The sequence below is a fragment of the Stenotrophomonas sp. X genome (genome assembly GCF_055721025.1).
Window position 1 is genome coordinate 1,025,673 of the sequence record NZ_CM146756.1, and the last position, 15,333, is coordinate 1,041,005.

At 67.4% G+C, this 15,333-nt stretch carries 14 protein-coding genes; 8 read left to right on the forward strand and 6 right to left on the reverse strand.

Annotated features, from left to right (window positions below; all coding sequences use genetic code 11):
• Nucleotides 1-101: 101 nt before the first annotated feature.
• Nucleotides 102-1,619: an MFS transporter gene (locus ACZ75I_RS04675; RefSeq protein ID WP_472958762.1), complete on the forward strand. Its 1,518-nt coding sequence runs from the start codon at nt 102-104 to the stop codon at nt 1,617-1,619.
• A gap of 278 nt (nt 1,620-1,897) precedes the next feature.
• Here ACZ75I_RS04675 and ACZ75I_RS04680 read toward each other — a convergent pair whose 3' ends face one another.
• The gene (locus tag ACZ75I_RS04680) at nt 1,898-2,302 is read right to left on the reverse strand and encodes a GFA family protein (RefSeq protein WP_072168213.1); all 405 of its coding nucleotides are present in this window, start codon (nt 2,300-2,302) and stop codon (nt 1,898-1,900) included.
• Between the two features lie 170 nt (nt 2,303-2,472).
• Here ACZ75I_RS04680 and ACZ75I_RS04685 point away from each other — a divergent pair, with 170 nt between their 5' ends.
• Together ACZ75I_RS04685 and ACZ75I_RS04690 are read left to right on the forward strand one after the other, a co-directional pair.
• Nucleotides 2,473-3,447, forward strand: coding sequence for an Lnb N-terminal periplasmic domain-containing protein (locus tag ACZ75I_RS04685; RefSeq protein WP_180869548.1), 975 nt, complete (start codon nt 2,473-2,475; stop codon nt 3,445-3,447).
• A complete protein-coding gene (locus ACZ75I_RS04690; protein WP_180869475.1) occupies nt 3,447-5,468 on the forward strand; it encodes an esterase/lipase family protein in 2,022 nt (673 codons plus the stop codon). Before ACZ75I_RS04685 ends, ACZ75I_RS04690 begins: the two co-directional genes overlap by 1 nt.
• A gap of 87 nt (nt 5,469-5,555) precedes the next feature.
• On the opposite strand, the gene ACZ75I_RS04695 is transcribed toward ACZ75I_RS04690, so the two are convergent.
• Complete coding sequence (locus tag ACZ75I_RS04695) at nt 5,556-6,977, reverse strand: MFS transporter (protein WP_061479771.1); 1,422 nt, start codon at nt 6,975-6,977, stop codon at nt 5,556-5,558.
• Nucleotides 6,978-7,006: 29 nt separating this feature from the next.
• On the opposite strand from ACZ75I_RS04695, the gene soxR reads away from it, so the two are divergent.
• The gene (soxR, locus tag ACZ75I_RS04700; protein WP_005415534.1) at nt 7,007-7,441 is read left to right on the forward strand and encodes a redox-sensitive transcriptional activator SoxR; all 435 of its coding nucleotides are present in this window, start codon (nt 7,007-7,009) and stop codon (nt 7,439-7,441) included.
• Nucleotides 7,442-7,520: 79 nt separating this feature from the next.
• Here the strand turns inward: soxR and ACZ75I_RS04705 are convergent, their stop codons facing one another.
• Nucleotides 7,521-8,123: a short chain dehydrogenase gene (locus ACZ75I_RS04705; RefSeq protein WP_134969238.1), complete on the reverse strand. Its 603-nt coding sequence runs from the start codon at nt 8,121-8,123 to the stop codon at nt 7,521-7,523.
• 98 nt (nt 8,124-8,221) lie between these two features.
• Between ACZ75I_RS04705 and ACZ75I_RS04710 the strand changes: the two genes are divergently transcribed.
• Nucleotides 8,222-9,097 (forward strand): LysR family transcriptional regulator, encoded by an 876-nt coding sequence (locus tag ACZ75I_RS04710; RefSeq protein WP_095377013.1) that lies wholly within the window; start codon nt 8,222-8,224, stop codon nt 9,095-9,097.
• A 59-nt stretch (nt 9,098-9,156) separates the two neighbouring features.
• On the opposite strand, the gene proC is transcribed toward ACZ75I_RS04710, so the two are convergent.
• Both proC and ACZ75I_RS04720 read right to left on the reverse strand, forming a co-directional pair.
• Nucleotides 9,157-9,978, reverse strand: a complete 822-nt coding sequence (proC, locus tag ACZ75I_RS04715) for a pyrroline-5-carboxylate reductase (protein ID WP_134969239.1) — start codon at nt 9,976-9,978, stop codon at nt 9,157-9,159.
• 18 nt (nt 9,979-9,996) lie between these two features.
• The gene (locus ACZ75I_RS04720) at nt 9,997-10,674 is read right to left on the reverse strand and encodes a YggS family pyridoxal phosphate-dependent enzyme (protein WP_231352589.1); all 678 of its coding nucleotides are present in this window, start codon (nt 10,672-10,674) and stop codon (nt 9,997-9,999) included.
• A gap of 87 nt (nt 10,675-10,761) precedes the next feature.
• Here ACZ75I_RS04720 and ACZ75I_RS04725 point away from each other — a divergent pair, with 87 nt between their 5' ends.
• The 3 genes from ACZ75I_RS04725 to ACZ75I_RS04735 all read left to right on the forward strand — a co-directional run bounded on the left by ACZ75I_RS04725 (nt 10,762) and on the right by ACZ75I_RS04735 (nt 14,146).
• Entirely contained in the window at nt 10,762-11,799 is a 1,038-nt protein-coding gene (locus tag ACZ75I_RS04725) for a type IV pilus twitching motility protein PilT (protein WP_004147099.1), read from the forward strand.
• Between the two features lie 78 nt (nt 11,800-11,877).
• Nucleotides 11,878-13,041 (forward strand): PilT/PilU family type 4a pilus ATPase, encoded by a 1,164-nt coding sequence (locus tag ACZ75I_RS04730; protein ID WP_061479777.1) that lies wholly within the window; start codon nt 11,878-11,880, stop codon nt 13,039-13,041.
• A gap of 121 nt (nt 13,042-13,162) precedes the next feature.
• Entirely contained in the window at nt 13,163-14,146 is a 984-nt protein-coding gene (locus ACZ75I_RS04735) for an aldo/keto reductase (protein ID WP_134968804.1), read from the forward strand.
• Between the two features lie 42 nt (nt 14,147-14,188).
• Here ACZ75I_RS04735 and ACZ75I_RS04740 read toward each other — a convergent pair whose 3' ends face one another.
• Nucleotides 14,189-15,085 carry a LysR family transcriptional regulator gene (locus ACZ75I_RS04740; RefSeq protein ID WP_061479779.1) on the reverse strand — a complete coding sequence of 299 codons (897 nt, stop codon included), beginning with the start codon at nt 15,083-15,085 and terminating at the stop codon, nt 14,189-14,191.
• Nucleotides 15,086-15,333 lie beyond the last annotated feature (248 nt).

Below are 15,333 nucleotides of genomic sequence, written 5' to 3' on the forward strand. Positions count from 1 at the left end.
CATGATTGCGGAACATATGGCCGCAATCAACGTCCATAGAGCCTGTTTTTCAGGAATAACGGCCCGCCCATCATCAATGCCCCTGATGGATGGAGGCCCGCATGGCCCCGGTTCCGATGCTCCCTGTACCTGCCCAGACGCCGCAACGCTGGACGCTGCTTGCGGTTTGCCTGGCCGCGCTGGCGCTGCCGTTGTCCTTCACCGCCGGCGCCGTCGCGGTGCCGGTGCTGTCCCGCTCCTCAGTGGCATCGCCCACTGCGCTGGCCTGGGTGACCAACGCCTTCATGCTCACCTTCGGCAGCCTGCTGCTCGCTGCCGGTGGCTTGGCTGATCGCCATGGCCGACGGCGGATGTTCCTGCTGGGCACGGCCGGCTTCACCGTCGCGACGGCCGCTGTATGCCTGTCGCCTACGCTGCTGTGGCTGGATCTGGCACGCGCTCTGCAGGGCGTTGCCGCTGCCGCAGCGCTGGCCTCGGGCACCGCTGCGCTGGCGCAGGGCTGGCAGGGACCGAGGCGTGCCCGTGTCTTCGCCCTGCTGGGCACGACATTCGGTGCGGGCCTGGCGCTGGGGCCGCTGCTCGCGGGCCTGCTGCTGCAGGCGCTGGGCTGGCGCAGCGTGTTCGCTGCAGGCGGTGTGCTGACGTTGGCGGCGTTCGCACTGGCCGCGCGCGCGTTGCCCGAAAGCCGGGGCGAGCGCGGACGGCTGGACATCGCCGGCATGCTGGGCTTCAGCCTGATGCTGGCGGCATTGACCCTGGCCCTGCTGTGGCTGGGCGAGTACGGCCTGCACGCCGGTCGCGTGCAGCTGGCGCTGTTGGCGACGCTGCTGTTGGGCGGCGCGTTCGTCTATACCGAACGGCTGCATCCTTCCCCGTTGCTGGACCTCTCACTGTTCTGGCAACCGGCGTTTCTCGGCGTCCAGCTGCTGCCGGTGGCGACCTGCCTGGGCTACGTGGTGCTGCTGGTCGTGTTTCCTCTGCAACTGCTGGGCGTGCATGGCCAGAGCACGACGCTGGTGGGACTGCAGATGCTGGCGCTGTCCGCGCCAATGCTGGTGCTGCCGATGCTGGCTGCGCGCTGGGCGGAGCGCGTTGGAAGTGCGCGGCTGTGCACGCTGGGACTGCTGGTCTGTGCCTCTGGCCTGTACCTGTTGTCGCGCCACGCATCGCAGCCGTCGCCCTTGCAGTGGGTGCCGTTGCTGATGCTGGTCGGTGCAGGGACGGCCTTGCCATGGGGCCTGATGGATGGACTGTCGGTGAGCGTGGTGCCTGTACAGCGTGCGGGCATGGCCGCCGGCATCTTCGGAACCGTGCGGGTAGCGGGCGAAGGCATCGCCCTGGCCGCAGTGACGGCGCTGCTGGCGATGCTGGTCGACCAGCAGCTGCATGGGGCATCGCCCTCGTCGTTGGCACGCGCCGGTGCCTATCTGGCGAGCGGGTCCCGCGACCAGGCGGCGGCACTGCTGCCGGCGATGAGCGGTGAGCAGCTGCAGCAGGTCAGCGCCAAGGCGCTGGCAACACTGCTGCGTGTACTGGCGCTGCTGACGGCTGTGTGTGCTGTGTTGTTGCACCTGTTGCTACGAAAACGCAAAGGCACGTTGGCCGAGCATACGGCGTAGCAGGCTCATCGCCCCCTCCGCCGTCATCCCGTTGTCGTCTTCCGCTCACGCCACCCATGCCCATCCAGGTCTAATGTTGATCGGCCCCGTCCCCCACGGAGACCCGCCATGTGGCTGCTCGACCATCTCTGGCCCAGCCGTCGACCGCTTCCTCCCCCGGTCGCGGATGCGCCGCAGGCGCCGCCACGCCGGCCTTGGCTGAAACGACCCGCGCGGGCGGGGCGCAGCGGCATGGCGCCCTGGCAGAAGATCGCCACGCCGCCGCGGCGCACGCGCCACTAGTCGCTGCGGTCTGACGGGTGATTGATCCCGTCGCTGACCGGAATGACCCCCAGCGCGAACGGGTCGATGCCTTCCAGGCAGGCCACGTTGTAGCCGTACTCGTCCGGGTTGGAGCGGCGCCGGTGATGGGTGTAGATGCCGCACACGCCGCAGAAGTAGTGCTCCGCCACATGGGTGTTGAACTGGTACTTCTGCAGGTGATGCTGCCCGCGCACCACCTGCAGGCCCTGACGGGGGACGCTGGCGGCGATGGCGCCACGGCGGCGGCACATCGAGCAGTCGCAGCGGCGGGGATCGACGATCCCGTCCGGCAGGTCCAGCAGCAGCTCGACCGTGCCGCAGTGACAGGTTGCGCGGTGCCGGGGTTGGACCGGAACGCCGGCCACGGAAGTGATGCCCATCGTTGCTCCTGTGTGATTCATCTGGCCGCGGGGCCGCCGCAGACGGTGCGCCGGCGTGCCTGAACGGGCCGTAGATGCCACGGTGAACCCGCTTGTGGCTAACTATGCGGCTTCGGGACCGCGACAGGATGCCAGTGAGAGCCGCAGGACGTTGGATGACAGGAAGTGCCATGGCGCTGGCAGCGTTGTGGCTGACCGGGCTGCTGGCTTACCAGATGCCCGGGCCGGGCTGGCTGGCGAACGGTATTGCCGTGCTGTGGCTGCTGGCTGCGCTGTGGGCCTCGTGGCGGGTCGCGCGTGGCCGCAGCAGCCGTCGCCTGGGCCTGGCGTTCGGCGCTTCGCTGGCGCTGGCTGGCCTCTGGTGGCTGCTGCTGACCCCGCGCCAGGACCGCGTATGGGCCGACGACGTGGCCCAGCGCCTGCATGTGGTGTCCTTCGACGGGCGCCACGTGGTGTTCGACAACGTGCGTGATTTCACCTGGCGCAGCGAAACCGATTACGACGCGCACTGGGTGCGCCGCGCGTACGACCTGGACCAGCTGCGCTCGGCCGACCTGGTGCTGTCGTACTGGATGGGCCCGGCGATCGCTCACACCCTCATCTCGTTTGGCTTCGAGGATGGGCGCCACGTGGTGTTCTCGCTGGAGATCCGCAAGGAGCGCGGCGAATCGTTCTCGGCACTGGGCGGCTTCTTCCGCAAGTTCGAGATGACCCTGGTGGCCGCGGAGGAGACCGACATCATCCGCACCCGCACCAATGCGCGCGGTGAGGATGTCTACCTGTACCGCCTGCATGGCATGGACCGTGCGCAGTTGAAGGAGCTGTTTGCCGCGTTCGTCGCACAGGCACGCGAACTGGATGCGAAGCCGGGCTTCTACAATACGCTCACCAGCAACTGCACCACCATCGTCTTCGACCTGGCCCGCCACATCGCGCCGCGCCTGCCGCTGGACTACCGCCTGCTGCTGTCCGGGTACCTGGCCGAGTACGCACAGGAAGTCGGTGCACTGACCCCGGGTGTGCCGTACGCCGAGCTGCACGACAAGGGCCGCATCACCCAGCGTGCGTTGGACCTGGGCAGCGGCGAACACTTCTCCACCGTAATCCGCCAGGGCGTGCCCGGCACCGAGCAGGACCCGCAGTAATGACTCGACTCCTCCTGATCCGCTGGCAGCGTGCGCTGCCGGTGTTGTTCGCCACCTTCCTGCTGCTGGGCAGCAGCGGTTGCGCGATGGTCACCGTCAAGCAGGTCAAATCCAGCGATTCGCTGGTCAACAAGCGTGCCGACGTGCTCAATACCGGCAAGCTCAGCCCCGCCGCGCGCGAGACGCTCAGCGCGGCAGGCCTGGACGAATCGCAGTGCGAGAAGGACTTCCTGGTCTGCCGCAGCACGCTGCTGATGACCGACGATCTCAATGTCGAGCAGCGGCTGTCGGCGCTGTCCGAACTGTGGGTGAAGGCCGCGCTGGCGCTGACGCCTAAGAAGACCGCAGCCGGTGATCCGCCGATGAGCGACGCAGCGCTGGACGCCTGGCTGGAAGCCGCGCGCTACGCCTATGCCTACCTGTTCTACAGCGGCCGCTCGCCGTCCGACCGTGCCTTCGAGGACCGGCAGACACAGGTGCGCGACTACTACAACTACGCCGCCGAGAAGGCAGCGGTGGTGCTGTTCGTGCGTGCGCGCGCCGCTGCGTTGGCGGGCGAGGACTACACGAAGCCGATCTCGGTTGGCAGCTGGTCGCTGGCCTCCAACTACCAGCAGCTGAACCTGAAAAGCATTCCCGCGCAGCTGGTGCCGGCCGGCACGGTCAGCTTCGTCGGGCTGCGCAGTACTTATCGCCGTGATGGCTTCGGTGCCGAGCTGGTGATGGTGATGGACCCGCCGAAGCTGGTCGCACCGGTGATCGCGCCTGAGGGCCCGAAGGCCGAGACACCGCAGGATGACGAAGAGGGCGCACGCCGTGGCCGCCGTCATCGGCATGACGATTCGGTGCCCGAGTTCAGCGAGATGTCCTCGATCAACGTCACCGCGTTGCTGCGCTTCGAAGGCAGCAGCCTGGACGATGTGATGCGGACGCGCCGGGTTGAACTGGATGCCTATTCGCCGGAAGCCACCGAGCGCATCACCCTGCACGGCGAGCAGGTGCCGCTGGCCGGCAATTTCACCGCAGCCTACGGCCTGTGGCTTGCCCAGAGCGGCTTCGCCCGGCAGTCACTGCGCACCCTGTTCGGCATGAGCGAGGGCATCGGCGAGCCACACATCTACCTGATGCAGCCGTGGGACCCGAACCGCCGCATCATCTTCATGCTGCACGGCCTGGCCAGCAGCCCGGAAGCCTGGGTGAACCTGGCCAACGAGATCATGGGCGACCCCGAGCTGCGCCAGCAGTTCCAGGTGTGGCAGGTCTATTACCCGACCAACGCACCGATCGCGCTGAACCGCTACGAGATCGCCAACGCGTTCAACGACACGCTGAAGCACTTCGATCCCAATGGCAGCACGCGTGCATCGAAGGACATGGTCTACATCGGCCACAGCATGGGCGGCGTGCTCGCGCGGCTGCTGGTGAGCGATTCCGGTGACGTGCTGTGGAACGACCTGCTGGCCAACTATGACCTGAAGGGCGAGCGTCTGAAGCGCGTGCAGAACAAGCTGGGGCCGTTGCTGCATTTCAAGGCACAGCCGAACGTGGAGCGCGCAATCTTCATCGCTGCGCCGCACCAGGGCACTGATATTGCCGGCAACAAGGTCGGGCGCCTGCTGGGCCGGCTGGTGCGCCTGCCACTGACCATCCTCGGCAAGTTCGAGGACGTGTTCATGGCGCTGGCGCAGGCCGAGCAGCAGGTCGATGGCACGGCCAAGCCGAAGATCCCCAACAGCATCGACAACCTCAAGGCCAGCGATCCGTTCGTCAAGGCCGCAGCGCAGCTGCCGATCGAAGCGGGACTGAAGTACCACTCGATCATCGCCCAGCGCAAGCCGGAGCTGCCGGTGGACAAGTCCGATGACGGACTGGTGCCGTACTGGAGTGCGCACCTGCCGGGTGCACAGTCGGAGAAGGTGATCATTTCCGGCCACAGCGTGCAGGAGACCCCGCAAGCGGTGCTGGAAGTGCGGCGCATCCTGCACCGGGATATCGATGACGTGGGGACGGGGACCCGGTAGTGCCGGCCGCTGGCCGGTACTCTCCGCGCACGCGGGAATCCCGTGATGGTGCCGGCCAGCGGCCGGCACCGCCGAAACCCGGCGGCGCTACACCCGCCGCGCGATCACCGCAGCCAGCACCGCCAGGCCGAAGGTGATCGCCAGGCACAGCAGGTAGCCGGTGTGCGGCGCGCTTTCCACGAACAGCGCGAACAACGCACCGGAGACCGCCAGCGCGGTGGTCACCGACAGGGCCTCGCTCAGCTGCAGGGCCGACGTGTTGGCACCCTGCTCATGCGCTGCTGACAGCGAAAGCGTGAGTACCGAGAGGCTGGCGTAGATCATGCCCATGCCGAAACCGGTGACCGTCCAGCCCACCAGGGCCACCGGCAATGGCACTGCATTGAACAACACCGCAAGCGTTGCGGCGATGCCGACTGTCATCATCGCCGTGCCGACGCGCAGCAGCTGCTGGCGTGACCAGCCGCGCTGCTGGTGACCCTGCAGCCAGGAGCCGGCGAACCAACCGAGTGCGCCGAGGCTGAGCACAGCGCCGGCCCAGCTGGGCGGGAGTCCGCGTTCGCGCTGCAGCAGCAGCGGCAGGTAGGCTTCGCAGGCGAAGAATGCGGCAGCGGCGATGCCGCGCAGTGCAATCACGCTGGGCAGGCCCCTGCGCAGGATCAGCGTTCCGGCCGGCAGCAGGCGATGCACGCATAGCAGCAGCGCCAGCATCGCCACGCCGATGCAGAGCAGGGCGGTCGGACCGTGCTGCTGGCCGCCGAAGTACAGCAGCAGCGCCGCCAGCGATGCACCACTGGCCCAACGTACGACGTTGCCGCGCCCCTCGTCGTCGTTGCTGTCGGCGGAGGCCTGCATGCGCGCCAGCGCAGGCCGCAGCAACAGGGCAGCAGGGACTGCCAGCAGCGGCACTGCCAGGAACACCCAGCGCCAGCCGAGATGCTGGACGATCAGGCCGCTCAGCGCCGGGCCGACCATCGAGGGCACCACCCAGCCCGCCGAGAATGCCGCGAACACCTTCGGCCGCAGGTGCTCGGGGTAGCTGCGGCCGACCATCACGTACAGCGAGACCGAAATCGCGCCCGCACCCAGGCCCTGCAGCAGGCGCCCGGCCACCAGCATGCCCATGCGCACGGCGAAGCCGGCCAGCAGCAGGCCCAGCACGAAGCAGGCCAGGCCGTACCACAGCGGCCGTGCCGGGCCCTGGCGGTCGGCCCAGCGTCCGGCCAGGGTCATGCCGATCACGCTGGTGGCCAGGGTGCCACCGAAGGCCAGCGCATACAGGCGCAGGCCGCTGAGTGCTTCGGCCACCGTGGGCATCGCGGCCGCGACGGCCAATGCTTCGAAGGCGTGCAGCGCGACCAGCGCGACCATGCCGAGGGTGGTGGCGCGGTAGCGCGCGGACAGGATCGATGTGTCAGCCGGCAGGCGGGTGTCGGCGGGAGAGAGGGTCGGGGTCATACCTGTCAGGTGCGGGCCGCGCTTGTCAACGGGCGGCGAAGATAGCAGCATGCCACCTCAACTATAGTTGAGGTCAAGCAATGGCATCCCAGGAACTCAGCGTTGGCGAGGTCTCCCAGCGCAGTGGCGTGGCCGTTTCCGCACTGCATTTCTACGAGCGCAAGGGGCTGATCAGCAGCCTGCGCACCTCGGGCAACCAACGCCGTTACAGCCGCGACGTGCTGCGCCGGCTGGCAGTGATCCGCGTTGCGCAGCGGGTGGGCATGCCACTGGAAGCGGTCGGCCGCGCCTTCGAGAGCCTGCCTGAAGGCCGTGCACCGACCAAGGCTGACTGGGCCAAGCTGTCCGCGCGCTGGCGCACCGAGCTGGAAGAGCGCATCCACATGCTGCAGCTGCTGCGCGATGAACTGACCGGCTGCATCGGCTGTGGCTGCCTGTCACTGCAGCATTGCCGCCTGGCCAACCCTGGCGACGTTCTCGGCGAACGCGGCGATGGCCCGATGCGCTGGGAATGAAAAAGGGGACGCGCTCCCGGTAGCGCCGGGCCATGCCCGGGGGGACGAAAACGACTTAATCCCCTCCGTCCCCTTTTTCTTACCAGGCCGTGATCGTCTCGCCGCTCTGGATGCCTTCCACTGCACGCTGGAAGGCCAGTGCGGCGCGTTGCGCGCTTACCGCTTCGAAGCCCGGGAAGTAGGGGCCGTAGGCCGCCATCGATTCGATCAGTACGTTCGGGCTGACCACGTTGATGCGCAGGCCGCGCGGGAGCAGTTCCAGTGCGGCGGCGCGCACGAAGCCTTCCAGTGCGGCATTCACTGCGGTGGCGTTGACGCCGTCGCGGATCGGTTGTGCGCTGACGATGCCGCTGGTCAGGGTGATCGAGCCGCCACTGTTGAGATGGTGCTGGGCGGCCAGTGCCAGCCGCACCTGGCCCAGCAGCTTGTCCTGCAGGCCCAGGTTGAACTGCTCGGGCGTCATGTCCTGCAGCGGACCGAAGTGCAACTTGCCGGCGGTGGAGATCACCGCATCGACTGCACCGGTACGCGCAAACAGCGCGGCGACGCTGGCGTCGTCGGTCAGGTCCACGCGCAGTTCGCCACTGTGGCGGCCGGCGGCGAGAATCTGATGCTGTTGGCCGAGCTGACGGGCGACTGCCTGGCCGAGGGTGCCACTGGCACCGACGAGGAGGATCTTCATGGCCGTTCCTTGCGTGTGGGAGTGAGCGCAGTCTGCGCCGTCACAGCGGGGTTAGGTAAGCGGCGTATGATTCGCAGATTCCTAACTCTGGATTAGCAATGGATACCCTTCGCTGCATGCAGGCCTTCGTCGCCGTGGCCGAGCGCGGCAGCTTTGCAGGGGCCGCCGAACAGCTGCAGGTGTCGGCGGTGATGGTGGGCAAGTACATCCAGCAGTTGGAAGCACATCTGGGCACCGCGTTGCTGCAACGGAACACCCGCCGCCAGCGCTTGACCGAAGCCGGCAGCGCCTACCTGGCCGGGTGCCGGCAGGTGCTGGAGCAGGTGCAGCAGGCCGAGGCCGATGTGGCCGGCCTGCAGGTACAGCCGCGTGGCCTGTTGCGGGTCAGCGCGCCCACCACCTGGGGCAGCTGCGTGCTGGCGCCGCAGCTGGCCGGCCTGCTGCGCGCGCAGCCGCAGTTGAATATCGAGCTTGACCTGAGCAACCGCCGCGTGGACCTGATCGAAGATGGCTTCGACGCGGCGATCCGGGTCGGGCCGTTGCCATCGCAGGAGGTGGTGGCGCGGCCGCTGCCGCCGTATGCGATGAGCCTGTGCGCGGCGCCGTCTTACCTGCGCAGGCGCGGCACGCCGCGAACACCGGATGACCTGCAGGGGCACGACTGTCTGAGCCACCTGGCCTGGCGCGGCGGGCATGGTTGGCAGTTGGCCAACGGCGAACAGGTCGACTGGGAGGCACGGCTGAGCAGCAACGATGGCTTCGCGTTGCGCGAAGCCGCCGTGGCCGGGGCCGGGCTGGTACTGCAGCCCACCGCACTGCTGGCGGCGGAGATCGCAGCGGGGCGGTTGAAGCCGCTGCTGCGCGACTACCTGCCCGAACCGCGGCCGATGCACCTGATCTACCTGCCCGATCGACGCCCGCGCCCGCGTTTGCAGTGCTTCGTGGATTTCGTCATGGCCACGTTGGGGCAATGAACATCCACGCCATGCGTGGATGATGGTAGGTGCCGACCGTTGGTCGGCACACATCGGGATCAATCATTCGCCGCAGACAATTCCTGTCCACGCACCTGCGCGGCGCGCAGTGCGGTGTCCACCAGTGCCTCGAAGCCGCCAGCCTGGAAGCTCTCGATCGCGGCCTGGGTAGTGCCGTTGGGTGACGTCACGCGGCGGCGCAGCTCTGCGGGGCTCTCACCGGCCTCATCCAGCATGCGCGAGGCGCCCAGCAGGGTCTGCACCACCAGCGTGCGCGCGGCGTCGGCCGGCAGGCCCTGGGCAATGCCCGCTGCTTCCATCGCTTCGGCCAGCAGGAACACATAGGCCGGCCCGCTGCCAGACACGGCGGTGACCGAATCCATCAGTGCCTCGCGTTCGATCCACACCGTGCGCCCGGCACTGGCCAGCACCTGTTCGGCCTGCGCGTGCTGCTGTGCATCCACCGAGGGCGTGGCATACAGGCCGGTCACGCCGGCGCCGAGCAGAGCGGGGGTATTGGGCATTGCGCGCACCACCGGCAGGTTGCCACCCAGCCAGCGCTCCAGCTGTGCGCTGGTGATGCCGGCAGCGATCGACACCACCAGTGGCCGGTTTGCCTGGGCCAGTGCCTGCAGCGACTTGCAGACCTCACGCAGCACCTGCGGCTTCACCGCCAGCAGCCAGGTGCTGCCCTGTGCGGCGGCATCGGTGGCGTTGTCGTGTACCTGCACGCCGAAGTCGGCAGCCAGCGACTCGCGCAGCGCTGCAACCGGTTCGGCCACATGGATGTGCGCGGCGGGCACGCCCTGGCGGATCAGACCGGCGATCAGGCTGCGCGCCATGTTGCCGCCGCCGATGAAGGTGATGGAATCAGCTGCCATGGATGTCTCCTTGGAAAATCAGGCCGGGCGCGGGCGCGCGCCGAACAGGGCGGTGCCGATGCGCACCAGGGTGGCGCCCTCGGCGATGGCGTCGGCGTAGTCGCTGCTCATGCCCATCGACAGCGTGTCGACCTGTGCGTGCTGGGCGGCCAGCGACTGGAAGAGTGTGCGCATGCGCACGAACGCATCCCGACGGCGCTCCACCTCGGGCCACGGCGCAGGAATCGCCATCAGGCCACGCAGGCGCAGGGTGGGCTCGGCGGCAATCGCCGCGGCCAGTGCGTCCACTTCTTCCGGAGCACAGCCGTGCTTGCTGGATTCATCGTCGATGTTGACCTGGATCAGCACATTCAGCGGGCCGCGCGCGGCCGGGCGATGGCGCGCCAGCGCCGTTACCAGCTTGGGCCGGTCCACGCTCTGCACCCAGTCGAAGTGGGTGGCCACGGCCTCGGCCTTGTTCGACTGCAGGTGGCCGATCAAGTGCCATTCCAGCGCCAGATGCTGCAGCGCCTGCATCTTGGCCAGCGCTTCCTGCACATAGTTCTCGCCGAAGGCCTGCTGGCCCTGTGCGGCCAGCGCGGCCACGGCCTCGGCCGGTTGGGTCTTGGACACGGCCAGCAGGCGCGGATCGGGCCGGCCGGCCGCCTCGGCGGCGGCATGCAGGTTGCTCAGGATCTGGGGCAGGGGAGTGGCCACGTAACGCGTTCCGTTGAATCAGGAGGCTATACTGCCGCCCGGGGAAAGATCCTTCCAGTCGAAGCCGTTATTGGGGAGTAGCCGCTCATGGATATCGCCGAACTGCTGGCGTTTTCCGTAAAGAACAAAGCGTCCGACCTGCACCTGTCTGCAGGCCTGCCGCCGATGATCCGCGTGGACGGCGACGTTCGCCGGATCAACATCCCGGCCCTGGACCACAAGCAGGTCCACGCGCTGGTGTACGACATCATGTCCGACAAGCAGCGCCGCGATTACGAGGAATTCCTCGAAGTGGACTTCTCCTTCGAGATCCCGTCGCTGGCGCGCTTCCGTGTGAACGCGTTCAACCAGAACCGTGGCGCCGGTGCGGTGTTCCGTACCATTCCGTCCGAGGTGCTCACCCTTGAGGACCTGGCCTGCCCGCCGCTGTTCCGCGAGGTGATCCAGCAACCGCAGGGCCTGATCCTGGTGACCGGCCCGACCGGCTCGGGCAAGTCGACCACGCTCGCGGCGATGATCGACTACATCAACAAGAACGAATACGGCCACATCCTCACCGTCGAGGATCCGATCGAATTCGTGCACACCTCGCAGAAGTGCCTGATCAACCAGCGCGAAGTGCACCGTGACACGCATGGCTTCAACGAAGCACTGCGCTCGGCACTGCGTGAGGACCCGGACATCATCCTGGTCGGCGAACTCCGCGACCTGGAAACCATCCGCCTGGCACTGACTGCCGCGGAAACCGGCCATCTGGTGTTCGGCACCCTGCACACCAGTTCGGCGGCCAAGACCATCGACCGTATCATCGACGTGTTCCCGGCTGGCGAAAAGCCGATGGTGCGTTCGATGTTGTCCGAGTCGCTGCGTGCGGTGATCTCGCAGGCACTGCTGAAGAAGGTCGGCGGCGGCCGGACCGCGGCGTGGGAAATCATGGTCGGCACCCCGGCCATCCGCAACCTGATCCGCGAGGACAAGGTGGCGCAGATGTACTCGGCCATCCAGACCGGCCAGCAGTACGGCATGATGACCCTGGACCAGCATCTGCAGGACCTGGTCAAGCGCAGCCTGATCACCCGCAACCAGGCCCGCGAGTACGCCAAGGACAAGCGCCTGTTCGAGTAAGGCGGGACAGCGACGGGCGGCGCGCACCAGTGCGGCGCCGTCCCCGTGCCGTTTCCTCCACCGACCGTTTCCTGGTACATGCCCTCTTGGGAGCCCGCCGTGAACAGCACCGCGACCACCATCGATTTCACTTCGTTCCTCAAGCTGATGGCGCACCAGCGCGCCTCGGACCTGTTCATCACGGCCGGCATGCCGCCGGCGATGAAGGTCAACGGCAAGATCTCGCCGATCACCCAGACCCCACTGACGCCGCAGCAGAGCCGCGACCTGGTCCTCAACGTGATGACCCCGGCGCAGCGCGAGGAATTCGAGAAGACCCACGAATGCAACTTCGCCATCGGCCTGTCCGGTGTCGGCCGTTTCCGCGTGAGCTGCTTCTACCAGCGCAACCAGGTCGGCATGGTGCTGCGTCGCATCGAGACGCGCATTCCGACCGTGGAAGAGCTGAGCCTGCCGCCGATCATCAAGACGCTGGCGATGACCAAGCGCGGCATCATCCTGTTCGTCGGTGCCACCGGTACCGGTAAATCGACTTCGCTGGCGGCGATGATCGGTTACCGCAACCAGAACTCAACCGGCCACATCATCACCATCGAAGACCCGATCGAATTCGTGCACAAGCACGAGGGCTGCATCATCACCCAGCGCGAAGTCGGCATCGATACCGACAGCTGGGAAGCGGCGCTGAAGAACACCCTGCGCCAGGCGCCGGACGTGATCATGATCGGCGAGGTGCGTACCCGCGAAGGCATGGACCACGCCATCGCGTTCGCCGAAACCGGCCACCTGGTGCTGGCCACGCTGCATGCCAACAATGCCAACCAGGCGATGGACCGCATCGTCAACTTCTTCCCGGAAGACCGCCGCAACCAGCTGTTGATGGACCTGTCGCTGAACCTCAAGGGCGTGGTCGCGCAGCAGCTGGTGCCGTCGCCCGATGGCCGCTCGCGCAAGGTCGCGATGGAGATCCTGCTGGGCACGCCACTGGTACAGGACTACATCCGCGACGGCGAGATCCACAAGCTGAAGGAAGTGATGAAGGACTCGGTCCAGCTGGGCATGAAGACCTTCGACCAGAGCCTGTTCGAGCTGTACCAGGCCGGCGAGATCAGCTACGAGGACGCGCTGCGTTACGCCGATTCGCAGAACGAGGTGCGCCTGCGCATCAAGCTCAGCCAGGGCGGCGACGCGCGCACCCTGTCGCAGGGGCTGGATGGGGTGGAGATCTCCGAAATCCGCTGACCTGACCGGCAACGGTCATGACCGGATTGATGAATTCCAGTCATGACCGACTGCGGTCCAGCCGGCTCAATCCATCGCCACCGCAGGCGTATCGTCAGCATTCCCCCTCTGGAGTACGACGATGCAGACACGTGAACTCGGCCGCAGCGGCCTGAAGGTTTCCGCCCTGGGCCTGGGTTGCATGGGCCTGACCCATGCCTACGGCCAGCCGGTCGAACCGAGCCAGGGCATTGCCCTGCTGCACGCCGCCGTCGAGCGCGGCGTGACCTTCTTCGACACCGCCGAGGTGTACGGCCCGTACACCAACGAAGACCTGCTCGGCCAGGCCTTGGCCCCCTACCGCGACAGGCTGGTGATCGCCACCAAGTTTGGCTTCAAGGATGCGCGCACCGATGCCGGCCTGGACAGCCGCCCGGAGAACATCCGTGCCGTGGCCGAAGCCAGCCTCAAGCGCCTGCGTACCGACCATATCGATCTGTTCTACCAGCACCGCGTCGACCCGAACGTGCCGATCGAGGATGTGGCCGGTACCGTGCGCGACCTGATCGCCGAGGGCAAGGTCGGCCACTTCGGCCTGTCCGAGGCGAGCGCTGCCACCGTGCGTCGCGCGCATGCGGTGCAGCCGGTCACCGCCGTGCAGAGCGAGTACTCGCTGTGGTGGCGCGAACCGGAGCGTGAGCTGCTGCCGACGCTGCAGGAGCTGGGCATCGGCTTCGTGCCGTTCAGCCCGCTGGGCCGCGGCTTCCTGACCGGTGCGATCAACGCCGATACCACCTTCGACGCCAACGACTTCCGTAACAGCGTGCCGCGTTTCGAAGTGGAGGCGCGCCGCGCCAATCAGGCGCTGGTGGATCGCATCAGCACGATTGCGGCAGCGCGCGGTGCGACGCCTGCGCAGGTCGCACTGGCCTGGCTGCTCGCGCAGGCATCGTGGATCGTGCCGATTCCGGGCACCACCAAGGTTCATCGCCTGGAAGAAAACCTGGGCGCGGCCGACCTGCAGCTGGCGCCGGAAGAACTGCAACGCATCGCGCAGGCGCTGGACGAAGTGTCGATCGTTGGCGAGCGCTACAACGCGCAGCGTGCGGCGCAGGCCAAGGGCTGACCACCCGGCGGGTGCGGACCGTTGGTCCGCACTCCTTGACCCTCACCCCATCGGCCCGCGCAGCGCATCAAGCACCGTCCGCATCGCCACGGTCACGTGGCGGCGCGAAGGGTAGTACGCATAGTAACCATCGAAGTGCGGGCACCAGTCGTCCAGCACTGATTGCAGCCGGCCATCGTCCAGCATCGGCTGCACCTGGTCTTCCGGCAGCCAGGCCAATCCGCTGCCTGCCAGCGCAGCGGTGCGGGTCATGCCCATGGTGTTGAACGTCCACTGGCCGCTCACGCGCACGCTCAGTTCATTGCCGTCCTGGCCGAAATCCCACGGCATCAGCCCACCATGCGTGGGCAGCCGCAGGGTCACGCAGTTGTGCCCGGCCAGGTCGTCTGGATGCCGCGGCACCACGTGCTGGCGGAAGTAGCTGGGCGCCCCGACCACGCGCATGCGCAGCGGCGGGCTGATCGGTACGGCGATCATGTCGCGCGCCAGCCGCTCACCCAGGCGGATGCCGATGTCGTAGCGCTCGGCCACGATGTCGGCCAACCCGTAGTCGGCCGCCAGTTCCACCTTCAAATCCGGATACTGCTGCAGCAGCGGCGCCAGCCTGGGCCAGGCGATGTACTCGGCGGCGTGGCCGGTGGCATTGATACGGATGGTGCCGGCCGGGCGTTCACGGTACTCGGCCAGCGCGGCCAGCCCGTCCTCGATCTCGGCCAGGCGCGGGGCCAGGGTATCGAGCAGGCGGGCACCGGCTTCGGTGGTCGAGACGCTGCGGGTGGTGCGGGTCAGCAGGCGCACGCCCAGGCGCTGCTCCAGTCCGCGCATGGCATGGCTGAGCGCGGACTGGGACACGCCCAGCTGGGCGGCAGCCTTGGTGAAGCTGCCCTCGCGGGCAACGTGGACGAAGGCCTGCAGGTCGTTGAGATTTTCGCGGGGCATGCGGGAATGATACGGCCGGGCTGCGCCCGGCACCTGCTTCAAGCCAAGGCAACGTCAACGTCAAATGCGTGCATTCCGTGGGATGGCGGGGTGGGTCCGGTTGAGGGGGACGCCGTCCGTGTGGCTCGGTCGCGCTTGCTCGTGTGCGCTGTCCTGCGCACACGGCAAGACCGGGGTTGGGCGTCCTGCCCAACCCGCCCGAGGCATGCCTCGGGCCCATGGCGCTCACGCCCCGCAACCTGAGCCAC

Coding starts and splice junctions, on each gene's coding strand:
- ACZ75I_RS04675 (WP_472958762.1), top strand. CDS start 102: ATGGCCCCGGTTCCGATGCTCCCTGTACCTGCCCAGACGCCGCAACGC.
- ACZ75I_RS04680 (WP_072168213.1), bottom strand. CDS start 2,302: ATGGGCATCACTTCCGTGGCCGGCGTTCCGGTCCAACCCCGGCACCGC.
- ACZ75I_RS04685 (WP_180869548.1), top strand. CDS start 2,473: ATGGCGCTGGCAGCGTTGTGGCTGACCGGGCTGCTGGCTTACCAGATG.
- ACZ75I_RS04690 (WP_180869475.1), top strand. CDS start 3,447: ATGACTCGACTCCTCCTGATCCGCTGGCAGCGTGCGCTGCCGGTGTTG.
- ACZ75I_RS04695 (WP_061479771.1), bottom strand. CDS start 6,977: ATGCTGCTATCTTCGCCGCCCGTTGACAAGCGCGGCCCGCACCTGACA.
- soxR (WP_005415534.1), top strand. CDS start 7,007: ATGGCATCCCAGGAACTCAGCGTTGGCGAGGTCTCCCAGCGCAGTGGC.
- ACZ75I_RS04705 (WP_134969238.1), bottom strand. CDS start 8,123: ATGAAGATCCTCCTCGTCGGTGCCAGTGGCACCCTCGGCCAGGCAGTC.
- ACZ75I_RS04710 (WP_095377013.1), top strand. CDS start 8,222: ATGGATACCCTTCGCTGCATGCAGGCCTTCGTCGCCGTGGCCGAGCGC.
- proC (WP_134969239.1), bottom strand. CDS start 9,978: ATGGCAGCTGATTCCATCACCTTCATCGGCGGCGGCAACATGGCGCGC.
- ACZ75I_RS04725 (WP_004147099.1), top strand. CDS start 10,762: ATGGATATCGCCGAACTGCTGGCGTTTTCCGTAAAGAACAAAGCGTCC.
- ACZ75I_RS04730 (WP_061479777.1), top strand. CDS start 11,878: ATGCCCTCTTGGGAGCCCGCCGTGAACAGCACCGCGACCACCATCGAT.
- ACZ75I_RS04735 (WP_134968804.1), top strand. CDS start 13,163: ATGCAGACACGTGAACTCGGCCGCAGCGGCCTGAAGGTTTCCGCCCTG.
- ACZ75I_RS04740 (WP_061479779.1), bottom strand. CDS start 15,085: ATGCCCCGCGAAAATCTCAACGACCTGCAGGCCTTCGTCCACGTTGCC.